This is a genomic window from Mesorhizobium sp. M0998 (assembly GCF_040318885.1).
In the GTDB taxonomy this organism is placed as follows: domain Bacteria; phylum Pseudomonadota; class Alphaproteobacteria; order Rhizobiales; family Rhizobiaceae; genus Mesorhizobium.
Map to the genome: position 1 here is coordinate 46,462 of NZ_JAMYND010000030.1, position 17,132 is coordinate 63,593.

Sequence of the window (17,132 nt, forward strand, 5' to 3'; positions counted from 1 at the left end):
ACCCCGGAGAAGCACAATGACTAGGAAAACCGCACTCATTACCGGCATCACCGGCCAGGATGGCGCCTATCTGGCGGAACTTCTTTTGGCAAAGGGCTACAATGTCCATGGTATCAAGCGGCGGTCGTCGTCGTTCAACACCGGTCGCATCGACAATCTCTACCAGGATCCCCACGAAAAGGACGTAAGGCTGTCGCTGCACTATGGCGATATGACCGACGCCACCAACCTCATCCGCATTGTTCAGGAAGTGCAGCCAGACGAGATTTATAATCTCGCCGCACAATCGCATGTCCAGGTGAGCTTCGAGACCGCGGAATACACGGCGAATGCCGACGCGATCGGCACGTTGCGCCTGCTCGAGGCGATCCGGCTGCTTGGCCTGACAAAAAAGACGCGTTTCTATCAAGCATCGACGTCCGAGCTCTACGGCAAGGTGCAGGAGATCCCGCAACGGGAGACGACGCCTTTCTATCCCCGGTCACCCTATGCGGCGGCAAAGATTTATGCCTACTGGATCACGGTGAATTACCGCGAAGCCTACGACATCCACGCATCCAACGGCATCCTGTTCAATCACGAGAGTCCGATGCGCGGCGAGACGTTCGTCACCCGCAAGATCACGCGCGCGGCCGCCGCGATAAGCCTCGGCCTTCAGGACAAACTCTATCTCGGCAATCTGTCAGCTGAACGCGACTGGGGCCATGCCCGCGACTATGTCGAAGGCATGTGGAGAATTCTTCAGCATGAGGTGCCCGACGATTATGTCCTTGCAACTGGGGTCAAGAACTCGGTCCGCCGCTTTGTCGAGCTTGCGTTCAACGAAGTCGGCACCGAAATCCAATGGGTTGGTTCCGGAATTGAAGAAAAAGGCATCGACGCAAAATCGGGCGCTGTTCTGGTCGAGGTGGATCCGCGCTATTTCAGACCGACCGAAGTTGAGCTTCTGATCGGCGACGCTTCGAAAGCGGAGCGCGTTCTCGCGTGGAAGGCAACAACGTCGCTGGCGACAATGGTCCAGGAAATGGTCCAGTCCGACCTCCAAACGGTAAGGCGGGAATCCGAACATCGGCGCCTCGATGAGGATCGCATTCGCGTTGCGGCACAGTAAGTGGCGTCGGACCGGGTTGATATGAAAATCTCGGTCTTGACCGTCTGTTGGAACTCCGCGGCGACGATCAGGCATACGATCGACAGCTTCCTGGTCCAGAATCATTACGACAAAGAACTGGTGATCATCGACGGCAATTCATCGGACGATACGCTGCGAATAGTCCAATCGTACCCACAGGACCAGATCCGCCTGGTCAGCGAGCCCGACAGCGGGATGTATGATGCGCTCAACAAGGGGCTGCGCCTCTATACCGGAGATGCGGTTGGAGTGCTGAATTCAGACGATTGCTTCCACGATCGTACGGCGCTGGGACGGATCTCGGCAGGGCTCGAACAGGCCGACATCGTGCATGGCGACCTGGATTTTGTCGAAGACCATCTGAGTAAGCGCGTCGTACGCCGTTGGCGTGCCGCAACCCGGCCCGCCAAAGGTTTTCGCGCCGGCTGGATGCCGGCTCATCCAACGTTCTACGTCAAGCGAAAGGTTGCGGACGCGGTCGGTGCATTCGACCTCAGCCTCAAAGTGGCATCGGATTATGATTGGATGTTGAGAGCCGTTGAACTCCACGGGTTCCGAATCGCTGCGACTAGCCACGTGCTTGTGGATATGATGGTTGGTGGGGCCAGCACGCGAAGCCTTGCCTCGCATATCGGCCACAATCTGGAAGCGCTGCGGGCACGCCGCCGCTGGCTCGGATCGGGTCCTCTTGACTACGCGCTTGTTGCCAAGCCAATGCGCAAACTCGGACAATTTTTCTCGAAGCCGCACTCTGGCAACGATAGTCTCGCTTAGATGGCTGCAATCTCGGTGGCGAGTGGTCGAGGCGTTGTAGCTCATTGCACCATGGGCGCGGGGTGCCTAGCGGGTGCGCCCCGAGATGTATATGCATCGAGACTTGCGATCACCGAGTTTCGCGATACACCGTGGCCGTGCGCGAACAACCAACGACATCCACAAGGCGCAGAACCCCACCGATGGATAATCTCAAGAATAAGCCGATCGGAGTTTATGTCCTGAACCTCGTTACGGAACGGCCTGGCCTAGGAAATTTGCTCTCCGCGACCGTTCGGCCGTTTGCCGGCCATGTTTTGCGTCAGGGGAAAATTGTCTCGATTTTTACAATTGGCGATTTGGCATGTTTCGAAGCATCCTGACCGTGCTGTCGGGGTCAGTGATTGCGCAGGCCATTGCCGTTGCTGCTCTTCCTGCTCTGACGCGGCTCTATGATGCTGAAGCGTTCGGCCGATACCAGATCTATATTTCAATACTGAATGTGGCGGTTATGTTTGTCGCATTTCGATACGAGGTTGCAATTTTGAGCGCGCGACCGGGAAGGGTTTTTGAAAATCTGTTAAAGTTGACATTTCGGCTCTGCATCTTGACCAGCATGACGACCCTTCTTCTTGCCGGCGCTGCCAATTTGTTGATCCCGGGTGCCCTGCCATCTCTGCACGGCATTATCTTTTTCTTACCCGTCGCGATGGCAGTAGCGGGGATCTACCAAATGCTCACCTTCTTGCCAATCCGCGAGCGTAACTATGGCCTAAGCGCACGGTCTAAGATCTTGCAATCGGTGGGGTTCTCATTTGGCGCGCTTGGATTTGCCTTTCTTCCTTTCATTGGAGTTGGTCTCGTTCTTGCCGATGTGTTCGGTAGAGCCTTCGGGGCGATCACGGTCCTCTTTGGGAGCGGCAAACTCTGGCGAACTCTGATTTCTCGAATCTCTTTTTCCGAGATGAGGTTTACGGCCATTCGTTTCCAGAAATTTGGCCTCCTCACTTTTCCGGGAACACTTTTGTCATCTCTTAGCGCTGCGGTCGCGCCATTCGCCTTTGTTGCGCTGTTCGACCTGAAAGTAGCGGGGCAGTACGCTCTCCTCGAGCGATTTATCTTGATGCCGGTTGGCGTCATCGCGGTGGCCGTTTCGCAGGTCTTCACTGGCGAGTTGTCAACACTCTATCGTACCGACAAGCAGGGCTTGAACAGGGCGTTTCGACGTTCGCTCTTTCAGCTTCTTGCCATCGGTCTGTTGCCGACAGTGCTCGGGATGATACTTTCGCCAAGCCTCGTTCCGCTCGTCTTCGGGGCGGATTGGACCATGGCCGGCAAACTCTGCGTGATTGGATTTCCAATCGCGTATGTGCGCTTCGTCGCCACGGCGTTGACCATGACGCTTGTCGTTATTGACCGCCAGTCGCTTCAATTCACTTGGGAAATATGCCGGTTTCTTTTCACCTTGTGTGTCTTCGGCGGACTCGGCTGGGTAGGGGTCGACAATCCAACCACTGTTATGGTCTGGTACGCGCTTGCCACCGCTGTAACCTATGCCATTCACCTTGTGTTGGCTGATCGTGCGACGAGAATGGTGAGCTTGCAGGCAACAGAAAACGGAAAAACGACACTATGAGGGTGAGCCCCGTCTTTGCTGAGCAATTCAACCATCGGTTCGGCGCTGTCTGCCGGACATCGACTGAGTTTTGGCGCTGAGAAGGCAGACGCTCATGGCACATCTTTATGGCTATCCAGATATCGGCCGTTTCGGTCTTGGTCACAGCATGCTCGCCTGGGCGCGTTGTGAGATATGGTGTCGAAACAACGATGCACAGATGCTCGGACCGCGCTGGTTCCGCCCGCGCATAGGTCCTTATTTGCGCCGTGAGCGGGACAGGCGCGAATATTTCAAGCTTTTTACCAATCACGGCTATGTGGGCGAGCCGTGGCGCACCGTGCTTCTCGCAGCGGCACGCAAGATTCCCTCGGATACAGCTGCGTCAACGGCATTTGACGGCAGAAACACAGTCGTTGTCTTCAAGAATACCGTGGCGTCAAACTTCGAAAAACATTTCCATGAAGTCCGCGGCCATGGGCGCGTGCTCTACGACGCCTTTCGCAGGATTACCCGCAAAAAGTACCTGCCGGAAGCGCCGGCCGCGCCCTTCGTGGCTGTCCATGTCCGCCTTGGCGACTTCTCCCGTTTCGACGTGAATCGAGTGGAGGCCAAGACCCATAATCAACGGCTTCCGATCGACTGGTACTGCGACAGCCTTGTTGCTCTTCGTGAGGCCTTGGGCACGAACATGCCAGCCCGTGTCTTTTCCGATGGGGACGATACCGAGCTTGTGCCACTCCTTCGTCTCCCGGACGTGCTCCGGGCGAATGACGCGGAGTCCGTCACGCACATGCTGGAAATGGCTCAGGCAAGTGCGATCATCGGTGCCGGCTCGAACTTCAACCTGTGGGCTGCTTTTTTTGGGCAGGTTCCGCGGATCACTTACCCAAACCAAGCGATTGTCGTGGTAAATGACGATCCAACCCGCGAAACGAGTTTCCGCGATAATGCGTCCCTTCCTGACGCCTTCGTGAATCACGTGAAGGACCAGTTCATGCGGCGAGAAAAGCAGGGCGAACTAACGTAGCCAGTGCAAGCCGTAACAGCACTATGATTTTCGATGTCCGGTCTTTGCCGGTTTGCAGACAAGGGGTGCGGTGATTCTCAGGTCGTTTATTGGTTGGAACAGGGACGCCGCAGCATGGCTCGAACGCCGCTTTCCCAGAGTTTTCGGCGCGCCGTCTTACAAGGCGGAGCTTGAGCGGCGCATTGCCGAGGATGTTGCGCGCCTAAAGCCGTCGGCCATCCTCGAGGTCGGCGGTATCGACAGGCCGCTTCTGGAGCGAAGTACCAGTTTCACCTATATCGGTCTCGACATCGAGGAAAAACCGGACTGCTATCGCATCTACGACCAATTTGTCGTCCAGTCGATCGAGCAGCCCGTTGATGTCGAAGCGGACATGCTCATTTCGATCACCTTGATGGAGCACGTGCCCGACAACAGGGCGGCGGCGCGCTCGATGTTTTTGGCGCTCCGGCCGGGCGGCGTAATGCACCACTATGTCCCGTCGAAGTGGCATCCCTATTCAGTGGCATTGCGGATCGTCGGACCCGTTATGCAGAGATGGCTGATCCCATACCTCAGGCCAGCGGCAGTCGGAGTTACCGGCTATCCGGCGTTTTTCGACCATTGCTCCCCTTCGGATATGACTAAACTGTTTCGCAGTCAGGGATTCGAGCAGGTGGACGCCAAGTCGTTCTACCGTGCCAGCGACTATTTTGCCTTCTTCTTGCCCGCGTACCTTTCCGTCGCTCTGTTCGAGAATCTCTGCGCATTGCTGAACTGGCGCATCTTCTGTTCCGGCTTCGTCATCAGCGCTACAAAACCCACCCGGTAGCAAGACGGAATTATGCGACTTTTTCAGAATTCTGGGATTGCCCCAAGCTATAGGCCCCGCCTTACCGGCCTCGTGGCGGGGATCAGCAGCTTCGAGCAGCAGAAGGGCGTGTTTCTGAACGATCGCTACGGCGCGGCACATATTCTGTTGCCGATTCTGGAGCGCAGTCCGGAGGCGTTCTTTACCAATGGCGACGACGAATCGCTGCAGCGGGCGTGGGCACGCGAAAACGGGCTGGGCAACGATACGCCGCTGGCCGACATCCTTCTTGCCCAGATCGAGCATCACAAGACGGATGTCTTCTACAATCTCGATCCATTTCGCTACGACGCCGCTTTTGTGAGCCGCTTGCCTGGGCACGTGAAACGCAAGATTGCCTGGCGCGCCGCGCCAGGCAAGATTGACTTTTCCGGTTATGATCTCGTGCTGTGCAATTTTCCGTCGATGCGGCAGCTCTGGGAAGAACAGGGCGCCATGACGGCTCACTTTTTTCCAGCTCACGATCCGGAACTCGACAGCGTGGCCGAGAATCGGAACAGGGATATCGATGTTCTTTTCTTCGGCGGCTACAGCCGCCATCACCAGCGCCGTAGGCAGATACTGGAAGCGGTCGCCCGTCTTGCCGGCCGCCGCCGGGTTGTTTTCCATTTGGATCTGTCACGGTATACGCCGCTTGCGGAGACGCCGCTTGGCTGGTTCGGTCCTCTGAAAGCGGTGCGCCGCCCGCCCGCGATCCGCAACGTCAGTGCGCCTCCCGTGTTCGGGCGCGCAATGTACGAACAGCTTGGACGAGCCAAGGTCGTGGTCAATGCCTCGATCGATATGGCAGGCCCGGACCGTGGCAATATGCGTTGTTTCGAAACCATGGGGGCCGGAGCTCTGTTGGTCTCTGACTCCGGCAGTTATCCCGCACCCATGCGTGACGGGGAAACCATGGCGGTCTATGAGCAGCCGCAGGACGCATCGGAAAGAATCGAACGGCAGTTGAACGACGGAAGCTGGGACGCGATCGGCTGGGCCGGGCACCGCGCAATTCGTGAAGAGTACAGCAAGAAACGACAATTTGAGCGTTTTCTCGAACTGTTATAGCGGATGATTCGATCGCCGAACCGCTGCAAGCCTATAGCAATCGACTGCACCGAGGCGCAGCGCTGGCAGTGCGCGACCGACACGTAGCCAGTACGATCTTTGCCGTCGGTGAAGTGTGGTCGGCAATCATGCAAAATCTGTTTCTCTCGGGCGTCGATAAGCTCCGCTACAGGCTTTGACGCTAGGCCGAAACCGTGCCGTTGATCCGGTTGCGGAAGGCGACCGTCCGTCGCTCGAAGAGCAGATAGAAAACCAAACACACTGCGAAGCAGACGGCACCCTTGACGACCAGCGATGTGGTGCCTCCGTCACCCAACCCTGGTGCCGTGGGCATGTAGTTGGCGGTCAGGTAGACGAGCACCGGATAGTGAAAGATGTAGAGCGAGTAGGACATCGCGCTCAAGCTTCGGATCGGCCACGCCGCGGGCTCGAGGACGCGATTCGCCCGCTCGTGACAGAGGGCCGGAAGGAGTGCGGCGAGCCCGGCGCACATGATCGCATCGGCCGGGCCCGTTGCGTGTCCGGCCCAAGGCCCGCCATCCGACATCATTTGCGAAACAAAAATGCCGCCTATGAAAGCTACTACCCCTGTATATGCGACCCACAATGATCGCGGCGGGTAGGCGGCCACGAGCGCTCCAAGCAGCCAAAACAGCAAGTATTGAGCTTCGAGGACGCTGAAGACCAAGCCGGCGGCGCCGAGCCCGAAGAACGACCAGGCGGGCAGAGAGCGTCGCGAAAACGCGTATCCGGCGCAGCCCATCAGCACATAGAACCAGATCTCATAGGCAAGGCTCCATAGCGGTGCGTTAGCCTGCACGGTGGGGACGACGATGCCGTTGAGGCCGGCGATATGTGCGACAACGTCCTGGATCGGAAAGGCAGAGCCAACGCTGATTGCGACAAGGGCCGTCAGCAACAGGGCTGGTATTAGCGGAAGGAATATCCTGGTCGCCCGATCGACGGCATAGCGCGGGAGATCGAAGCGTCCATCCCGCACATGGCGGATGACTTGCCCGCCCACGAGAAATCCGCTGAGGACGAAAAACACCATCACCGCCGGATGTCCGGGACGAGTGACGGCGTAAAACAAAGCAGTGATCAGACCCTGGTCGGAGGCCGGCAGCGCGCCGTAGGCGGGCAGCGAATAGCCCCGCAGATGTGCCATCATGACGACCAGCGCCGATGCCCCGCGCAGCAGGTCGAGCGCCAGGAATGAGGGGCGGGAGGGCGAATTAGCTATGGACGCACCTTTTTGGCGGCGGTAAGGCTTGGACGATACGGTATCTACGCCGCATATCAGTTCGACAAGGACGGGGCAATTGGAATACCTGCGACCGGAGAATATTAGCTACGCGCGGATGTTCGTCCTGCTCTGGGTGGCTGTCTACGTCATCATGTTTGTGGATGTCTATATCGATTGGGCATCTGTCAGTTTCTTTTATCTCGGGTTTAGCTATGTCTACAACGCAAATGATTCCGTTCTTGCTTATTGTATTATAGCTGCATTTGCTTTTATCCTTCCAATTTCAATTAAGAGGTATTCCGATTTTTTTTGCTGGATGCTGTATCTGACGCTTTTTATCCCATCGATTCTCATCGTAGCAAGGCAAGGATATACATCATTTGACGCATCATGGCTGATTGTTTCAGTGGCTGCGTCATTTTTTCTGATATTCTACATCCCGAAGATGATCCACTTCAAGTCGTATTCACTCATTCGTCAGGTTTCGGTAACAACTTTCTTCTTTTTCTTCCTCGCGTTCTATCTGGCTGCCATAACCTTCTATATCGCGACTTACAGGGGGATGATGTCATTCTCCGGCATGGACGAAATCTACGACCAGCGCGCCAAGTTTGGCGCCGCGCAGACGAGCACACTCGCGCTCTATCTAACGGGGTGGCTGTCCAATGCGATGAACCCCTATCTTCTGGCGGTTGGACTGTTTGATCGAACGCGGCGCTGGGCGATAGCACTCGGGCTTGTGGGGCAGATACTGGTCTTCATGGCGTTCGCGGGAAAGATGATGCTCGTGATCCTGATCGTGACGTTCGGCTTTTACTTTTTCGTCATCAACAGCAAGGGCCGCATTGCAACGTCCCGCCTTGCGTTCGGATTTGTGGCGCTGACATTTTCCGCGCTCGCAATTCTTATAGCTACAGATTACCAGCCGGTTGGATCGGCCATGGATGCCGTCGCGCTGATCTATATGCGGACCCTTGGCATTCAAGGTGCGATGACCGGCGTGTATGCGGATGTGTTTTCCGTCAATCCGTTGACCTACTGGTCACATGTAAACATCATCAACATGATCATCGACTATCCATACAAGGTACCGCTCGGATATGTCGCTGGCGCCCATCTCGTCGGAGGAAGCGGGTTCAACGCCAATGCCAATTTCTGGGCCACGGACGGCGTAGCAGCCTACGGTTTGGCGGGCGTGGTGATCATGGGGGCGGTTCTCGGCCTGCTTCTCGGCTTGGCCAACAAGGTCGTGACCCCGGACCGGTTGCCGTTCGCAGCGACCGTTTCGATCCCGTTCATCATGTCTCTTGGAAACTCGTCGCTCTTCACCAGCCTTATCACCGGCGGCGGTCTGATTATGATCATGATGATAGCTTATGGCGTGCCGCAGCCCCAGGCGTCACGCAAGCAGGGGGGGGCCTGTCGGGATCACGCCATGCCGTCCCGACTTTCCTGATGAAGGCCAGGCTCCTCTTATCCGCGCTTGGCGAGGATCGTTTTCTGGTCACCCTGGCTGGCGTTCCCTGGTCGGCTGGTCGGCGCACGAGCAAGCCGATCGTTCTCCTCGTATGGACTGACAATAGCAGACTGAGAAGGAGGCTTGCTGGCGGATTTATATAGGTCGTAGGAGAGACCTGTTCGCTCACCCCGTCTCGACCCATCCTCCGTGCTGCCACTGCCACTCTCGGTGCCCTCCCGCGCCCGGCGCTAGATTCTGAATGCGGGCGCCTGGAAAGCCCGGGAATGTCGGCCGGACGGTCCCCACTGAGGCTGGGACGGGGCGGGTGTGGGAGTTCTCAGCGTGGACGTTCGTCAACGATCCGATAAAACCCCGGGTGTCCATCGTGGTGCCGACTTTTTGGCCGGCGATGGTCAAGCCGTCGACGATCATCGCGCCGGCGCCAAAGCAGCGGAAAGCGCTATACCCCTCCGTACCGCCACCTGACAGCACCAGCCGCATGCCTTGGATCGTCATCCGCCCGCCAAATTGAGTGGCCTGGAACGGTGTCCCACGCGACGTGCAGATCACGTTGCTGAAACTCCAGTTTCGAGCCGGCGTGGGTGAGGCGGACACAGCCACCGCGGTGAGGGATTTGGTGGCGAAGTTACAATCGGCGATATGCACGTCGTTGACATAGTGAATGGTGTCGTTTGGGGAAAGGAGTGCATGCGCCGTCGCATCAGCGGCGACCCGCGCCCCGGTGATCGTCACTCCGCCGACCCCGGCGCTAGCGCCTTGCAACAAGATACCAGCCTTGGACGCCTCGGCGCATTGCACGCCCTCGACACGAACATTGGCCCCACTGCCGCGGATTCCGAGATAGAGGTCCGTCACGTTGTTGTTGAATGTTCCGCCTGAAATCACGACGTCTCGGACGCTGTTTATTGATATCCCGGCCTTGGGCAATGTCCAGTCGGCGGTGCTGGTCTGTCCGCGCACCGTCGCGTTCTGGATGACCAGGCCGGAGCCGTTGACCGCGTAGATGCCATTGTCGCGCGGCGATATCAGAACGGGATCCGTGACGCGTATGTTGCGGTTGTTGGCGCCATAGATCTGCAGCGCGTAGCAGCCGGTGTCGTCATGGCCTCCCATCAGTCCGGCATTGTGGACGACGGCGCTGCGGATCTCGCTGTCGTGGACATTGTTGTCGAAGATGATGCCTTGCTTGATGTGCGTCGCTTCGGCGTAGAAGCCGGTGACGATGGCGTCACGAACGATCGCCCGGGCTGCATCGGCGGCTTCGGATGCCACGCTGCTGATGTTGACGACGGCTGAGTTGGCGCCACGGTTGGCCGGGTCGAGCGAGTTGCCCGGCCGCGAAATGCCCCGCAGGCCGTTGATGCGTATATGCCGCACCTCGAGACTGGAAGGATTTTCATTGTAGACGAAGACCCACCACGGTGCCTTAAAATTCTGAAGTTCGACAGTGTCTATCGTGAACGTATCGATGCTGGCCGTTGCGGCAGCGCTAAGGGCGAACTTCATGAAGGCGCCGTTGTTGTAGCCGTTCGACATGCTATTGCCGATGACGGTCAGATCGGCGACGGAGACCTTGGAGACGTCGACAGCGCTAAAAACATAGAAGGTATGGTCCGATCCGGTAATGTTGATGATCGATCCGTTGCCGTCGATGGTGCAGTTGGCCGGTACCGCGATCCCCGGATGGCCCAGCGCTTTCAGGTCCGTCGAGGACCAGTTATAGGCCCTGCGGCGGAACATCAGGGTCCCGCCTCCCATCGATTCGATCCGGGCAAGGGCGCGTGCGCAAGCGGCGACATCGGTCCCGTCGTCCCCGAAGACGACAAGACCACCACTAAGCGCCTGCGTCGAGCAGGTGTGTTCAGGCATGCGACTCTGGAATTGACCGATGGGCGAGGCGGCTGATCCGGCGGTCAAGGCCGCAAGCGCCCCAGCTCCTGTCAGCAGACGGCGGCGGGTCAGGGAGAGCTTGTTATCGGCGATCATTGCGAGGCTCGCACCTTTCTTCAATCGCGCCGCATTCGGCGCCCTTCGTCACCGCAGGAGCGTTCACCGGTCGAGTGCCAGCCGAACGCCCCTACACCGATCCGGCTGGACGGCAGGGACGCTCGACCGGCCAACCTACGAGGACCGAGATGTGGATAATCAGAAACCGAAATTGCGGCGAGGTGAGGGCCTTTTTGGAGAGCCTGACCGTCGATGCAGAAAAGCTCAGCGCTGCGAGGCCAGCGCTTGGCTGAAGATGGCACGGAAACGGAACAATTCCGCCTTTGCGATGTGACTGGCGTCCGCAAACATGGATCGTCCTTCCAGAACATAACGGCATCGACTTGTGTCACACAACACCCTGTCCGGACGCGCGAAGCCGATGTCGTGTCGGCTCTCGAAATGTTGGATGATTGCCCCGTATTGCCGCTGGAATTCCTCGGCCGGCAGAGAGGCCGGTTTGTCCAGCGGCCGGCCGAAGGCGAGCTCGCGGCTCATTTCGGAAGGAAGATCCCAGCCTGGATAGGCGATCGGGCCGATCAAAACGACTTTCTTGCCAAATCCCCGCAGCCGGCCGATCAGGTCATCGAGCCCGCCGACGAGTGCCCGGTTATTGCTGTTGTCGACAGTCTTGCCGTTTGCATCGACCAGCGCATCCGCGGCATGTTCCCACGTTAAGCCAAGGATGACGGTCCCGGTGTTTGCCAGCTTGCCGAGCTCGGCTAGGTTGCCGGCGGCAATATCGACGCACTCCCGCGAGATGTTGACGGACACCGTCGGCAGACAGCCGTTCGCCGGGACCAGCAGGCCGGGCAGGCCCGCCTCGGCAAAGATCGACTCCCAGACAGGCGCATACATTTGTGCATGCGAGTTTCCCAATAGAACAACTCTCGCATCGGCAGGATTGCGCGACGGGAGATTGAGCACGCAAGCGCGCGACTGGCCTAAGCGAAGGAAATTCGAGACGGGGCAGCGATAATTGGTGCCGACGGCAGCGTTGATGGACGCAGCTTGGCCGCCCATGCGGCCGGGCAGCCCGTTTGACCAGATCAGCACCGACGCCGCCACCGCGAGCGCCGCGGCGCCGGCGGCGGCGGAGAGAAACACGGCTCGTGCCGCGATGGTTCGGCTGCGGAAGGGACGCTCGACATATCGCCAGGAGAGGATGGCGCAGATCGTCATGCCGGCGACGGCAACGGCCATCTCGCCGAGATTGAGATCACGGACCAGATAGTATTGCGAGAAGACGATGAACGGCCAGTGCCAGAGATAGAGCGAGTAGGAGATCAACCCGACAAAGGTGAGCGGGCCGAATGCCAGCAATTGGCTGATGGGCGATTGCTTGCCCTGACCGGCGGCAATCACCAATGCCGTGCCGATCACCACCGGCAGGGCGACGGGAATGGAACCGTATTTCTGCAGGGGGCTGATGAGGCCGATGACAATCGCGGCCGCTCCGATCGGTCCGAGCAAGGCGGCAACCGCTCCTCGCGGCATCAGGCGGAGTGGCAGAAGTGCAGCCATGGCACCGGCGCCAAGCTCCCACGCCCGAGTCGGTAGCAGGAAAAACGCAGGCGATGCGCCGCCGATCTTGAGGGCCAGGATATTGAACGCCAGGGACAGAACCGTGAGCAGGGCGATTGCGGGAAAAGTTGCACGCGGCCAGAAGCGCGCGAAAGCCGCAATCAAAAGGGGAAAAATGATATAGAACTGCTCTTCGACGCCCAATGACCAGACATGCAGGAGCGGTTTGGCTTCGGCAGCTCTCGAAAAATAGTCCGTGTCTCTCCAGAAATAGACATTTGCCACGAAGCCGAGCGTGGCGAGCATGCTCTTTCCATAGCCTAGCAAGTCGGCTGGCAGCAGCAAGACGATCGCGGCTAAGGTGGTGAAAAACAGCAGGAGGAGAAGAGCCGGCATGATCCTGCGGATTCGCCGCTCGTAGAACCGTAAGATCGAGAACTGCCCTTTGAGCGCTTCACGCCATAAAATCAACGTGATCAGATATCCGGAGAGCACGAAAAAAATGTCGACGCCCAGATATCCTCCCGGCAACCATGATCTTGACAGGTGAAAAGCTATCACCGAAATGACGGCAACCGCGCGCAGGCCATCGACGTCCGCCCGATAGCCAATGAGGTGCGAATCCGCACTTCCGACTCTGGTGTGCATGTTGAGTGTTCAGGTCCCCGAGGCAGTGACCCCGTCTATAGAAGAACCAGAGCCGGGGCGCTACTCTAAGCTGCTACGATAATCGCCATCCGCGGAAGGGACTTCGGGAGAGAGACTCAGCTAGATACTACGAAGGGATGAGCCAGCGAGTTTTGCGCGGTCGAAATTCACGCGGTTCGAATTCTCGTGATCTGAACTTGACGAGCCCGGAAACGGTAGCGTAGCTGAATGCTCAGAACAACCTCCTGACTAAAGCGTGATCGACGCGTTGCTGCAAAAGTGACAGAGGCTTGAGCCGTGCTTCTCGACGCTGATAACTATCCTGGAACGGTGGAAGGGCGAAGCATGCGGGCTTACGACCGAAGCGCTATCGCACTGGTCAAGCTAAGCCTTGGCGGTGGCCATCGTGGGCAATCTGATCTGGCGGGAGAGCGAGATCATTGTGATCAAGAACGCGCCACCTCACGCAGTTGTCGTCGGAAAGTCAGAGAGAAGGTTTCACTCGATGCCTGAAGCGGCCATGACTTGGGAAGACGCCGTGCGCTGGTGCATGGCCGAGCCTTCGATGAAGGAGCTCGCTCGCGCTGCCTATTTCGACGAGCCGGTCGTGGCCGCAAAGCGCTATCACGAAAGTGCAGAGTTCCAGGCGGTTCTCAGCATGATCCCGCGCGAGGCGGGCCGTGCCCTCGACCTCGGCGCTGGCAACGGTATCCTCTCCTATGCCCTGGCGCGCGAAGGCTGGTCGGTAACCGCCGTCGAGCCCGATCCCAGTGCACTTGTCGGTGCTGCTGCAATCCGGACGCTTGCTGAGAAGACAGGCACGAACATCGGTGTGATCGAGGCATTCGGCGAAGCTATTCCGTTGTCCGCCGCCGGCTATGATCTGGTCGTTGCCAGGCAAGTGCTTCATCATGCGCATGACCTACCGGCGTTCTGCCGCGAAGTTGTGCGGCTCGCCCGCAAGGGCGCGACGTTCCTGTCGTTGCGCGACCATGTGATTTCCGGACCGAAACAACTGGAACCGTTTCTGCGCGCTCATCCGTTGCATCATCTCTACGGCGGGGAGAATGCCTTCACGCTGGCAGACTACCGCGCTGCTCTCGAAGGGGCAGGGCTGACGATCGATCGTGAAATGAACTCTTTCCAATCGGTTGTGAATTATGATCCGATGACAGCATCCGAAATTCGCGAGAGGCTCGCTGCGGCCTTCGGTCCCCTGTCGGGGCTCGCGCGCTTGACTTTGTCCCCGCTACCCTTCGGTGCCGTTGCCGGTGCTGCGGCACTGCTTGACCGTCGGCCCGGGCGGCTGGTGTCTTTCCTTTGCCATAAGCAAGGGAAGGGCTGATTTGGTGGCGCAGTTGAACGAGGCAAAGCCTGTCTGGGTAACTGGAGCCGGTGGCTTCATCGGCCTGTACCTGTCGCGATTTCTTGCCCAGCAGGGCCACGTTGTCCTTGGCTTCGGCCGAAGCAAAGCGTCTGGGTTCACCATCGCAACTGGCGGCGCTTTTTTTTCCGGCGGGGTGACCGCGGAAACAATGGGCGCTGCTCTAGCCGCATATGGTCGCCCGGCAGCCGTATATCACCTGGCAGGCGGCTCTACGGTAGGCCGGTCGATTGCCGAGCCGCTGAAGGACTTTGAACAAAGCGTCGGTTCCACGGCTTGTGTCCTCGATTTCCTGCGTCGCCACGCACCCGGGGTCTCCGTCGTTCTGGCATCCTCCGCTGCCGTTTATGGCGGCGGCCATTTCGGCCCGATCGGGGTCGACGCCGCGCTCGATCCCTATTCCCCTTATGGCTATCACAAGCGAATGGTGGAGGAACTCGGCCGGTCATACTGCGCGGCATACGGGCAGCCGGTCTCTGTGGCACGGCTTTTCTCTGTCTACGGCGAGGGACTGCGCAAGCAACTTCTCTGGGACCTCTGCGGCAGGCTCGCGGCAGGCGAAACCGACATTGTGCTTGGTGGCACCGGAGCGGAAATGCGGGATTGGCACCATGTCTCGGATGTCGTGCGATTGATCCATCGCGTCTTGCCCGCCAATGCAGCAAATTTCGCGGTCTATAATGGCGGTGCCGGCGCCGCCGCGTCCGTCAGCACGATTGCTGGGATGGTCTTGGAAGCCTGGGGCGGGAAGCATCGCCTCGCGTTTTCGGGAGAATCCCGGCCGGGCGACCCTGTCAATCTGATCTCGGATCCCTCCGGCGTCCCGGAGGGACTTCGGTTGCAGATGCCGCTCGGCAAGGGCATTGCGGGATATGTCGATTGGTATCGCGCCGAGGTTCTCGGCGAGCCGGTCGGCGATTTGCGACGCTTCGCGCCTTGATCACCGTCGGCTTCACGCTCATTGGCCGCGGGACGTGGTCCGGCGGCGAGTCCTATCTGCGCAATATGCTGAGCGTCATCGCCTCGGAGTTGGGCGGCAAGGTTCAGGCGAAGCTGTTTTTGACGCCCGAGCAGCATTCAACTGTTGGCGCGTCCTTTGATCATACGTTGGCTGCGCCTGCTATCGTTGATGAGCGGGTGATAAGCGCCGGGCTCGACAAGCGAGGGCTGATCGCACTCGCTGGCGGAAGCGATCGGGCTTTTGCCGATCTTATGGTCGCACACGCTGTCGATCTCGTATTTGAAGTCGCTCAGTGGTTAGGCAACCGATTTCCACTGCCGGTCATTTCGTGGATTCCAGATTTTCAGCACCGTCGCCTGCCGCATCTGTTTCCGCGTCGCGCCTGGTGGCGCAGAGATCTCGGGTTCCGTCTGCAGACGTCCGGCAACCGCACCATAATGCTCTCTAGCGAGGATGCGCTCGCCGATTGCGAAACATTCTACCCAGCCTCGCGCGGCAAAACTGCCGTGGTGCGCTTCGCCATCGATCTCGATCCAGGCGCCGTCATGGCGCGCACCGACGCGGCACGCCGGGCGCATGATCTGCCCGAGCGCTTCTTTTTCCTGCCCAACCAGTTTTGGATGCACAAGAATCACGGGCTGGTCGTCAACGCGTTGAGGCATATAGACCGACTTGGGGCGTTGGGCTCGTTGCCGCCGATAATCCTCACCGGGCGCACGACCGACCCGCGCGACCCGACCTTGTTCAAGCGTCTGATGGGCCTTGCGCAAACGTATCGGGTCGAGAGCCATTTTCGACACCTCGGATTGATCCCCTATGACGACGTCGTCGCCCTGATAGGTGCAACGGACTGTCTGATAAACCCGTCCCATTTCGAGGGGTGGTCGACCACCGTTGAAGAGGCGAAATCCCTGGGCGCGCCCATGTTGCTGTCCGACATACGGCTGCATCGCGAGCAGGCTCCGGACGCGCTCTTCTTCCCGCCGGACAACGCCGAAATCCTGGCGCGGCGTCTCCTTGAAATCGGGCAGCGCCCGACTGTTGTCCGCGACAGTGTCACCGTGCTGCAAGGCCGGCAACAGGTCCGCCGACGGGATTATGCGGCAGCACTCCTTGCCTTGTTTGAAAAGACCAAAACCGCCGCGCGTTAATTTTATTGAATCGGCAGTGGGAAATTGTCGATCGGGAAGATGGCCGTACTTGCGTTCATAGCGTTGGCGTTTGCGGGCGGCTTTCTTTTCATCGTCATCAACAAGGGAACGAATATTCGCGCACAGGCGCCGAAGCCGGTGGATGCCCCACATCGTTCGATGGCAAGCTTGACGTCTAATCAGTCGACGATCTGCGGGTCGCCGGCCGCAAGATCGTGCTGTGCGGTGTCGCATTTACCAAGCCCCAGTCAATGCGGGTCATGGTCACCGAGGCCATGCGCCGGGACTATCAAGGACTCGCATTGACATGCAAACCCGTGGG

At 58.7% G+C, this 17,132-nt stretch carries 12 protein-coding genes and 1 pseudogene; 10 read left to right on the plus strand and 3 right to left on the minus strand.

The genetic code is table 11. The features are described 5' to 3' along the window. The first annotated feature begins 16 nt into the window (after positions 1-16). From gmd to NKH59_RS24580, 6 genes and pseudogenes are all read left to right on the plus strand, one after another. Positions 17-1,136: pseudogene (gene gmd / locus NKH59_RS24555) on the plus strand (GDP-mannose 4,6-dehydratase). Next, positions 1,133-1,906 (plus strand): glycosyltransferase family 2 protein, encoded by a 774-nt coding sequence (locus tag NKH59_RS24560; RefSeq protein WP_352979964.1) that lies wholly within the window; start codon positions 1,133-1,135, stop codon positions 1,904-1,906. The pseudogene gmd and the gene NKH59_RS24560 overlap by 4 nt, the downstream one beginning before the upstream one ends. 343 nt (positions 1,907-2,249) lie before the next feature. Next, positions 2,250-3,521 (plus strand): lipopolysaccharide biosynthesis protein, encoded by a 1,272-nt coding sequence (locus NKH59_RS24565; RefSeq protein WP_352979962.1) that lies wholly within the window; start codon positions 2,250-2,252, stop codon positions 3,519-3,521. Positions 3,522-3,615: 94 nt separating this feature from the next. Continuing rightward, positions 3,616-4,530, plus strand: coding sequence for a hypothetical protein (locus tag NKH59_RS24570; RefSeq protein WP_352979960.1), 915 nt, complete (start codon positions 3,616-3,618; stop codon positions 4,528-4,530). Positions 4,531-4,600: 70 nt separating this feature from the next. Then, the gene (locus tag NKH59_RS24575; RefSeq protein ID WP_352979959.1) at positions 4,601-5,341 is read left to right on the plus strand and encodes a methyltransferase domain-containing protein; all 741 of its coding nucleotides are present in this window, start codon (positions 4,601-4,603) and stop codon (positions 5,339-5,341) included. 12 nt (positions 5,342-5,353) lie between these two features. After that, the gene (locus NKH59_RS24580; RefSeq protein WP_353023366.1) at positions 5,354-6,430 is read left to right on the plus strand and encodes a glycosyltransferase family protein; all 1,077 of its coding nucleotides are present in this window, start codon (positions 5,354-5,356) and stop codon (positions 6,428-6,430) included. Between the two features lie 181 nt (positions 6,431-6,611). Here NKH59_RS24580 and NKH59_RS24585 read toward each other — a convergent pair whose 3' ends face one another. Continuing rightward, entirely contained in the window at positions 6,612-7,778 is a 1,167-nt protein-coding gene (locus tag NKH59_RS24585) for an acyltransferase family protein (protein ID WP_353023375.1), read from the minus strand. On the opposite strand from NKH59_RS24585, the gene NKH59_RS24590 reads away from it, so the two are divergent. Next, a complete protein-coding gene (locus NKH59_RS24590) occupies positions 7,753-9,132 on the plus strand; it encodes a hypothetical protein (protein WP_352979955.1) in 1,380 nt (459 codons plus the stop codon). The two genes, NKH59_RS24585 and NKH59_RS24590, sit on opposite strands and share 26 nt — an antisense overlap. Positions 9,133-9,318: 186 nt before the next feature. Here the strand turns inward: NKH59_RS24590 and NKH59_RS24595 are convergent, their stop codons facing one another. Both NKH59_RS24595 and NKH59_RS24600 read right to left on the minus strand, forming a co-directional pair. Beyond that, on the minus strand, positions 9,319-11,025 hold the full coding sequence (locus NKH59_RS24595; RefSeq protein ID WP_353023367.1) for a right-handed parallel beta-helix repeat-containing protein: 1,707 nt from the start codon (positions 11,023-11,025) through the stop codon (positions 9,319-9,321). 342 nt (positions 11,026-11,367) lie between these two features. Beyond that, positions 11,368-13,314, minus strand: a complete 1,947-nt coding sequence (locus NKH59_RS24600; protein ID WP_352979952.1) for an acyltransferase family protein — start codon at positions 13,312-13,314, stop codon at positions 11,368-11,370. Between the two features lie 505 nt (positions 13,315-13,819). On the opposite strand from NKH59_RS24600, the gene NKH59_RS24605 reads away from it, so the two are divergent. The 3 genes from NKH59_RS24605 to NKH59_RS24615 are packed head-to-tail and all read left to right on the plus strand — an operon-like array spanning position 13,820 to position 16,810. After that, positions 13,820-14,659 carry a class I SAM-dependent methyltransferase gene (locus NKH59_RS24605; RefSeq protein ID WP_353023369.1) on the plus strand — a complete coding sequence of 280 codons (840 nt, stop codon included), beginning with the start codon at positions 13,820-13,822 and terminating at the stop codon, positions 14,657-14,659. Then, the gene (locus NKH59_RS24610) at positions 14,586-15,638 is read left to right on the plus strand and encodes an NAD-dependent epimerase/dehydratase family protein (protein WP_353023376.1); all 1,053 of its coding nucleotides are present in this window, start codon (positions 14,586-14,588) and stop codon (positions 15,636-15,638) included. The genes NKH59_RS24605 and NKH59_RS24610 overlap by 74 nt, the downstream gene beginning before the upstream one ends. Then, positions 15,635-16,810, plus strand: a complete 1,176-nt coding sequence (locus NKH59_RS24615; RefSeq protein WP_352979946.1) for a glycosyltransferase family 4 protein — start codon at positions 15,635-15,637, stop codon at positions 16,808-16,810. The genes NKH59_RS24610 and NKH59_RS24615 overlap by 4 nt, the downstream gene beginning before the upstream one ends. Positions 16,811-17,132: the final 322 nt, after the last annotated feature.